8 protein-coding genes and 1 pseudogene are annotated in these 6,856 nt (G+C 53.8%); all 9 read left to right on the top strand.

What is annotated here, in order from left to right; translation table 11 throughout:
• Positions 1–194, top strand: a 194-nt coding sequence (locus tag NE609_RS10090; protein WP_256152427.1) for a peptide-methionine (R)-S-oxide reductase, incomplete at its 5' end; no start/stop codon positions are given.
• 320 nt (positions 195–514) lie between these two features.
• A complete protein-coding gene (locus tag NE609_RS10085; protein WP_003500141.1) occupies positions 515–700 on the top strand; it encodes a hypothetical protein in 186 nt (61 codons plus the stop codon).
• A 44-nt stretch (positions 701–744) separates the two neighbouring features.
• Positions 745–1,104, top strand: coding sequence for a DUF3847 domain-containing protein (locus NE609_RS10080; protein WP_003500140.1), 360 nt, complete (start codon positions 745–747; stop codon positions 1,102–1,104).
• On the top strand, positions 1,070–2,566 hold the full coding sequence (gene mobQ / locus NE609_RS10075; RefSeq protein WP_256152426.1) for a MobQ family relaxase: 1,497 nt from the start codon (positions 1,070–1,072) through the stop codon (positions 2,564–2,566). Before NE609_RS10080 ends, mobQ begins: the two co-directional genes overlap by 35 nt.
• Positions 2,563–4,434, top strand: a complete 1,872-nt coding sequence (locus tag NE609_RS10070; protein ID WP_256152425.1) for an AAA family ATPase — start codon at positions 2,563–2,565, stop codon at positions 4,432–4,434. The genes mobQ and NE609_RS10070 overlap by 4 nt, the downstream gene beginning before the upstream one ends.
• 142 nt (positions 4,435–4,576) lie before the next feature.
• Entirely contained in the window at positions 4,577–4,735 is a 159-nt protein-coding gene (locus NE609_RS10065) for a transposon-encoded TnpW family protein (protein ID WP_003500132.1), read from the top strand.
• Positions 4,736–4,776: 41 nt separating this feature from the next.
• Positions 4,777–5,664 (top strand): annotated as a pseudogene (locus tag NE609_RS10060) (VirD4-like conjugal transfer protein, CD1115 family); the annotation flags it as partial.
• Positions 5,665–5,761: 97 nt separating this feature from the next.
• Positions 5,762–5,974 (top strand): Maff2 family protein, encoded by a 213-nt coding sequence (locus tag NE609_RS10055; protein WP_002578752.1) that lies wholly within the window; start codon positions 5,762–5,764, stop codon positions 5,972–5,974.
• An 11-nt stretch (positions 5,975–5,985) separates the two neighbouring features.
• Complete coding sequence (locus NE609_RS10050) at positions 5,986–6,852, top strand: VirB6/TrbL-like conjugal transfer protein, CD1112 family (RefSeq protein WP_044940816.1); 867 nt, start codon at positions 5,986–5,988, stop codon at positions 6,850–6,852.
• Positions 6,853–6,856 lie beyond the last annotated feature (4 nt).

Here is a 6,856-nt window from a genome sequence, read left to right as displayed (position 1 = left end):
TGAGCCACGGCATGCGCCGCACAGAGGTCAGAAGCCGTGCCGGAGATTCTCACCTTGGTCATGTGTTCACCGGCGATCCGGAGTCCCCAAATGGCGTGCGCTACTGCATCAACAGTGCGGCCCTGCGCTTTGTGCCTTACGCAAAGATGGAAGCAGAGGGTTACGGATATCTTCTGTATCTGTTCGAGGAATGAGTTCACAAAATACAATGGCTGGATACAAAACGGCTACAAATTCGTGAAGAACCTATGTACAGCCAGAAATACGTGGATTATTTGGACGAAAAGCGTATTGAGAGTGCATTTTATAACCCTAAATCAAAGCCCAAGACTTGTCAGGGAATTGTAATTGATTGTGAAGGTTTAAAGGTTATTTGCAAAGACTAATTAGAAAATTCAAGTTTGTCGAACTGATAAAATCCCTTTAGGAACTAAAGGGCGCACTTCTATACTCTCTTGTCGAGAGTATTGTGCGTCCTGCGGAGCTTCATTCTCTGTCAGCAGAAAGAAACTGCATGACCGAGAATGTTTCGTCACTTCGCTCCGTCAAGGTGGCTACACCCCCTTGCGCCGCTAAAGCAGCTATCCCCTGTGGACTTGCCGTCCGCAAACAGCATAAAATGCTGTTCGCCGCCAGCAAGTTTGAAAAAATAAATACCGAAAATCAGACCGTTGACTGGTCGCACTATGCGAAAAGTTGACGGTCTTTTTTTATCCCCAAAATCAAAAAAGGAGGTCAATCCCAATGACAAAACCGAAAACCCTCGACCAGCTCCGAGCCGAAAAGGAACGAGCCGAGACGCAGCTTGCACAGGAACAGCACAAGCTGGAGCGTCTGGAGAATAGAAAGAAGTATCTGGAGAAAGGTGAACGCACCAAGCGCACACACCGCCTTTGCAATCTGGGCGGCACGATTGAGAGCCTTGCCCCGGAGGTCAAAGATCTCACACGCACCGAAATGACAGAGCTGATGGAACACATCTTTTCCCTGTCCGAAGTCCAGCGAGCCGTCCGTCACATGGCGATTACCCACATCAGCCAAGCAAACAGAGAAAAGGAGTTGAAAGCCGATGGCACTATTTCATCTGAGCGTCACGCAGACTAAGCGCAGCGCAGGACAGTCCGCTATTGCTTCTGCCGCATACCGAGCCGGGGAACGCTTGTATAGCGAGTATTACGGCGAATACAGCGACTACACCCGCAAGGGCGGCGTGATCTGCTCTGACATTCTCTTGCCGTCCCATGCTCCCCCGGAATTTGCAGACCGTCAGACCTTGTGGAACGCCGTGGAAAAAGCCGAGCGTGGTAAGAACGCCCAGCTTGCATACAGCTTTGACATTGCCTTGCAGAATGAATTTTCCCTTGAGGAAAACATCGCTCTTGCAAGGCAATTTTTGTTGGAGAACTTTGTGAGCCGTGGCATGGTGGTTGACTTCGCCGTACACCAGCCAGACCGGGAGGACGGCGGCATACCAAACCCACACTTCCATGTGCTTTGTCCTATCCGTCCCATTGAGCAGGACGGCAAATGGGGACTAAAGCAACGCCGGGTGTATGAGCTGGACGAGGACGGCAACCGTATCCGGGACGCAGACGGAAAGTTTGTGTTCAACGCCGTTCCCACTACCGACTGGGGCAGTCCCGAAACGCTGGAATACTGGCGGCAGACATGGGCGGAGCTATGCAACGCCAAGTTTGCGGAAAAGGGGCTTGACGTTCGTATCGACCACCGAAGCTATGAGCGTCAGGGCGTGGAGCTTCTTCCCACCGTCCATGAGGGCGCAACCGTCCGGGCAATGGAGAAGAAAGGCATACGCACCGAGAAAGGCGAGTTCAATCGCTGGATCAGAGCGACCAATGCCGTTATCCGGGACATCAAGAAGAAAATCACTCTCCTGTTTGATTGGATTGCCGAAGCAAAAGCCGAGCTGTCCAAACCGCAATCCCCCGACCTTGTTTCTCTGCTGAACGCCTATTACAGCCAGCGCAACGCCGGGGCGTATTCGCAGAAAGGCAAGGTCAGCAACCTAAAGGAGATGAACGAGACTTTCAATTATCTCCGGGCAAACGGCATTTACACCCTTGAAGATTTGGAACACCGTGTCAACGAACACAACGCCACCACGGAGAGCTTGAAGAAAACGCTGGGCGAACAGACCGCCCGAATGAAAGCGATTAAGCAGCTCTATGACAGCTCCGCTGCTTTCCGAAGCCTGAAGCCTGTCTATGACGGCTTGCAGAAAATCAAGTTTGAAAAGCCCAGAGCCAAGTACAAGGCAGAGCATGAAGCGGAACTGAAACAGTTCTACGCCGCCAGACGCAAGCTGACCGAGGAGTTCTCGGACGGCAAGGTGGATATGAAAAAGCTGTCCGCAGAGTATGACGCTTTGGAACAGGCGCATGAAACCACCTACGGCGAGTTTAAGACTGTCAGAGACGATTTACACCGCCTTTGGAGGGTCAAGTCATGCGTAGATACTGCCGCCCGATTTAACGAGCGTACAGAGGAACAAATGCTCCAAAATCGACCCCAAACACGACAGAAAAAGGAGGAACTATCCCGATGAATTACACCCAAGCACAGATTGACCGGGCAAATGCCGTCAGTCTGGAAGATTTTCTCCGTACACAGGGAGAGACACTAATCAAAAGCGGACGGGAATACCGCTGGAAAGAACATGACAGCTTGACCGTCCGGGGAAACAAGTGGTTTCGCCACAGCCAGAGCAAGGGCGGCTATCCCATTGATTTTGTCATGGAGTTTTACGGAAAGTCCTTTCCCGAAGCCGTCCAGCTCCTGACCGGCGAAAGCGGCGAGGGGCAGACCGAAGCCAGCACAACACCGCCCACAGCGTTTCACTTGCCCTTGCACAACAGAACAGCCGACAGAGCAATTCAATATCTTTGCGAAAGCCGAGGTCTCAACAAAACGCTTGTTGAGGCTTTTCTTCTTTCTGGGGATATTTACGAGGACGCAAAGCGGCACAATGTTGTGTTTGTCGGCAGAGACCGAAGCGGTACGCCGAGATACGCCCATGTGCGAGGAACGGCAGACCCATTCAGACAGGACATTGCCGGGTCTGACAAGTCCTATCCGTTCCGCTATGAGGGAAACGGCAACCAGCTCTTTGTCTTTGAAGCACCGATTGACCTGTTATCGTTCATCTGCCTTTATCCGCAGGACTGGCAGACAAGGAGCTATCTTGCCCTGGGCGGCGTTTCGGGAAAAGCCCTTGACCGTTTTCTTTCTGAACGCAAGGACACCCAAAAAGTGTTCCTCTGCCTTGACAGCGACACCGCAGGAAGCGAAGCCTGTACCCGACTGGCACAGTCCATTCCCAGCGAGATCGCCGTCATTCGCCTTGTCCCGGCAAGGAAAGACTGGAACGATGTTCTCCGTCAGCAAGGGGATATTCCCAGCCGCAAATTCATAGCCGAGACAATCACGCTGCGAGAGCTGCCCACCGCCCAGCCTGTCCCCATGCTCCGTATGGCAGATGTGGAGCTGACGAGCGTGGATTGGCTATGGTTTCCGTATATCCCCTTTGGAAAGCTGACGATCATACAGGGCAACCCCGGCGAGGGCAAGACCTACTTTGCCATGCGTCTTGCGGCGGCTTGCACCAATCGAAAGCCCTTGCCCGGTATGGAGACCCTTGAGCCTTTCAATATCATCTATCAGACCGCCGAGGACGGTCTGGGCGATACTGTTAAGCCCCGATTGATGGAAGCAGACGCAGACCTCGAAAAAGTGCTTGTCATTGATGACAGGGATACGCCGCTGACCCTTGCCGATGAACGCATAGCAAGGGCAATCCGGGAAAACAACGCAAGGCTGGTTATCATTGACCCGGTACAGGCGTTTCTGGGCGCAGATGTGGACATGAACAGAGCAAACGAGGTGCGCCCAATATTCCGCAGTCTGGGAGACATTGCACAGGCTACCGGGTGCGCTATCGTGCTGATCGGACACCTCAACAAAGCCACAGGAACGCAAAGCACTTACCGAGGATTGGGGTCTATCGACATTACGGCGGCAGTCCGCAGTCTGCTGTTTATTGGCAAGCTGAAAGACAGTCCCACAACAAGGGTGCTTATCCATGAGAAAAGCTCCCTTGCGCCGCCCGGACAGTCCCTTGCCTTTTCTCTGGGAGACGAGAAAGGCTTTGAATGGATAGGAGCTTATGACATTACCGCTGACGAGCTTCTTGCCGGGACAGACACCGCCAAGACCGAAAGCAAGACCGCACAGGCGCAAATGCTCATTCTGGAACTGCTGGCAGATGGAAAGCGTATGCCGAGCGCAGAGCTGGAAAAGGCAGTCAATGAGCGTGGGATTTCCTCACGCACCATGAGAACGGCAAAGAGCCGTATCGGGGACAGACTTGTGACCGAGAAAGACGGCACAGCATGGGTCTGCTATCTCCGAGACTGACAACAGGAACACGGCAAGCGTGGCAAAGACGGCAAGGTTTTTATAGATACCTTAATGCTGCCGCCTTGCCTTGTTCCCTCATACCGACACCGCCCGATGATGAACAGTCACCGGGCATTTTTCATTTACAGGAGGATTTTGAATGAACAATACCGCAACCAACACCGCCACTTGCCCTACTGTCAGAAAGCAGATCGGCAAGACAACCTATATCGTCCGTGTGCATTTCAGCCAGACCGCAAAAGAAACGATGGAGGACAAAATCAAGCGTCTGCTCCGTGAAGAAGTCCGCAGAATGTGACTTCTTTGTGAATTTGATGAAAAAGTCCTTGACTTTTCGTCTCTGGCAAAACGGCCAAGTCGATCCTTATCTCCTGCGGCTCCCGGCTGGCCCCCTTTGACATCCCCCAGCTTAGGGAGATCATGAGCTATGACGAGCTGGCCCTTGACCGTATCGGGGATCGGAAAACGGCGGTGTTCTTCACCATTTCCGACACCACGCCAACCTACAACTTCCTTGTGGCCCTGGCTTTTTCGCAGATGTTCAATCTGCTGTGCGAGAGGGCCGACAATGTTCATGGGGGCCGCCTGCCCCATCATGTGCGGGTGCTGTGGGACGAGGCGGCCAATACAGGGCAGGTGCCCAACCTGGAAAAGCTGGTGGCCGTCATCCGTTCCCGTGAAATATCGCTGACGCTCTTTTATCAGCAGATGGCGCAGTGCAAGGCCATTTATGACAAGCACGCGGAAACGATCATGGGAAATATGGACAGCGTGGTTTTCCTGGGCGGCAGGGAAAGCTCCACCATCAAGGAGATTTCGGAAAACTGGCTGGGGAAGTCCACCATCTATATGCAGACGGACGGGCGCTCCAAAGGGCAGTCGGAAAGCTACAACCAGAACACCCAGCGGCTTGGCCGGGAGCTGATGACACCCGCCGAGCTTGCCACCATGCCGGGGGATCGCTGTATTTTACAGCTTCGGGGCCTGCCCCCGTTCTATTCCCCAAAGTACGACTTGAAGCAGCACCCCAACTACAAATACACGGCTGAGGCCGATAAAGTGAAAAACGCCTTTTCCCTCGATCAGCTCATCAACCGCCGCAGGCGGCCTGGGCTCTCTGAGGCTTGCGAGGTGTACGAGGCAGACGGGACAGACACAGGGCCCATAGGCGAGGACGAGGACATCCTCAACTATGATGATGTGGATGACCCGGACGCCTATGTATAAATCCCACTTCTGGACAAAGTGTCCAGAGGTCGTAACCTGCCGCCAGAAATGGCGGCTTTTTTCATAGCCGGGTATTCCCCGGAGAAATGGAGGCTCTATGCAGTTTTTTTCTTCCGCGATTGATACTTTGCAGACCCTTGTTGTTGCTCTCGGCGCTGGTCTTGGCGTGTGGGGCGTGGTCAATCTGCTGGAGGGCTACGGCTCGGATAATCCTGGCTCAAAATCACAGGGCATGAAGCAGCTCATGGCTGGCGGCGGCATCATCCTGCTGGGCACCACCTTGATCCCCCTGCTGTCCGGGCTGTTTTAAGGTAGCGGCTTATGGATTTTCTCACCGACTGGCTCACGAACTGGCTCAAAGAGCTGCTGATTGGCGGGATCATGGGCAACCTGGAGGGGCTCACCGATTACGTCAACGCCCAGGTCGGGGAGATCGCGGTACAAGTGGGGACTACCCCGGCGGCCTGGAACGCCGGGGTTTTCTCCCTTATACGCCAGCTTTCCGAAACGGTGATCTTACCGATTGCCGGTCTGGTGCTGACCTTTGTTGCCACCTATGAGCTGATACAGATGCTTTTGGAAAAGAACAATATGCACGAGTTTGATGTAGCGAATATCTATAAATGGATGTTCAAAACGGCTTGTGCCATCCTCATCCTGTCCAACACCTTTAATATCGTGATGGCGGTGTTCGATGTGTCGCAGTCCGTGATCGCCCAGGCGGGCGGGCTCATCCAGGGCTCCACGGACATTACGCCGGATATGATGGCGGAGCTGGAAACCACCCTGGAGGGCATGGACTTGGGGCCGCTTCTCGGCCTGTGGCTCCAATCCTCTCTTATCGGTGTGACTATGTGGGCGCTGGGCATTGTCATTTTTGTGCTGGTCTATGGCAGGATGTTGGAAATCTATTTGCTGACCAGCTTGGCCCCCATCCCTATGGCTACCCTGGCCCACCGGGAGGTGGGGCAGACGGGCCAGAATTATCTGCGTTCCCTGTTCGCCGTGGGATTTCAAGGGATGCTCATTCTGGTATGCGTTGCCATCTATGCGGTGCTCGTCCAGGGGATCGTCACCAGCGGAGATCCCATTGGGGCGATTTGGGGCATTGTGGGCTACACGGTTTTGCTCTGCTTTATGCTGTTTAAGACGGGCGGCATCGCCCAGCGCATCTTCGGGGCGCATTGAGAGG

This window comes from Anaerotruncus sp. DFI.9.16, from assembly GCF_024461615.1.
GTDB classification, from domain to species: domain Bacteria; phylum Bacillota; class Clostridia; order Oscillospirales; family Ruminococcaceae; genus Anaerotruncus; species Anaerotruncus massiliensis.
The sequence above is the reverse complement of the archived record's forward strand: the minus strand, read 5'-3'. Positions and strand labels throughout refer to the sequence as shown.

Bases quoted from the DNA above. Each gene is read 5' to 3' on its own strand.
- NE609_RS10050 (WP_044940816.1), top strand. From the start codon at position 5,986: ATGGATTTTCTCACCGACTGGCTCACGAACTGGCTCAAAGAGCTGCTG.
- NE609_RS10065 (WP_003500132.1), top strand. From the start codon at position 4,577: ATGAACAATACCGCAACCAACACCGCCACTTGCCCTACTGTCAGAAAG.
- NE609_RS10085 (WP_003500141.1), top strand. From the start codon at position 515: ATGACCGAGAATGTTTCGTCACTTCGCTCCGTCAAGGTGGCTACACCC.
- mobQ (WP_256152426.1), top strand. From the start codon at position 1,070: ATGGCACTATTTCATCTGAGCGTCACGCAGACTAAGCGCAGCGCAGGA.
- NE609_RS10055 (WP_002578752.1), top strand. From the start codon at position 5,762: ATGCAGTTTTTTTCTTCCGCGATTGATACTTTGCAGACCCTTGTTGTT.
- NE609_RS10080 (WP_003500140.1), top strand. From the start codon at position 745: ATGACAAAACCGAAAACCCTCGACCAGCTCCGAGCCGAAAAGGAACGA.
- NE609_RS10070 (WP_256152425.1), top strand. From the start codon at position 2,563: ATGAATTACACCCAAGCACAGATTGACCGGGCAAATGCCGTCAGTCTG.